We start from the raw sequence: 585 nt of genomic DNA on the forward strand, positions 1-585 counted from the left end.
CGCCCCTGCATCCGTCAGCCCCACCAGGGGCTTGTCGTCGTTGATCATCACCGCCCGGCTGCCGAAGGTCTGCCGCCAGAACCGGGTGTGGGTGGATTTCCCCGTACCGCTTCTGGCGGTGAACAGGTATGCGGCACCGTCCAGCGCAATGGCGGAGCCGTGAATCAGCAGGGTGTCATAGGCAGGCATCCGGTCGGCGATCTGCCGGTACACCGCAAGCTCCTCCAGATATCCCTCCGGAAAGGCACGGGGGGCAATGCCCTGCCGCTGATCCTCCCGGGCGGACTTGTCCTGTTCCCGGGCGATATCCGCCGGGGTGATCCGAATGGTAAAATCCGGCTCTCCGGCATGCCGGTAGGCGGCACAGTAGGCGTGGACATCCGGGTACAGGCTCTCGATGGCAATGCTCCGCCCGGCAATCCGGTAGGTTCCTGTGTACATGGCTGGCTCCTTTTTTGTAGTTGCCTTTATTTTAGCATAATTCGGGGGAAAAGTAAAGGAGAAGGGCGGTTTTGATATTTGCGTGACTGTCTGGTTATGGCTTGTCCTTTATGCTCTGCATGCGCCACATACGCAATACGGGTT

1 pseudogene is annotated in these 585 nt (G+C 59.8%); it reads right to left on the minus strand.

What is annotated here, in order from left to right:
- Positions 1-441, minus strand: a pseudogene (locus QVO51_RS04680) (hypothetical protein); the annotation flags it as partial.
- Positions 442-585: the final 144 nt, after the last annotated feature.

The sequence above is a fragment of the Ruminococcus sp. CAG:379 genome (genome assembly GCF_000434255.1).
Classification (GTDB): domain Bacteria; phylum Bacillota; class Clostridia; order Oscillospirales; family Ruminococcaceae; genus Ruminococcus_F; species Ruminococcus_F champanellensis.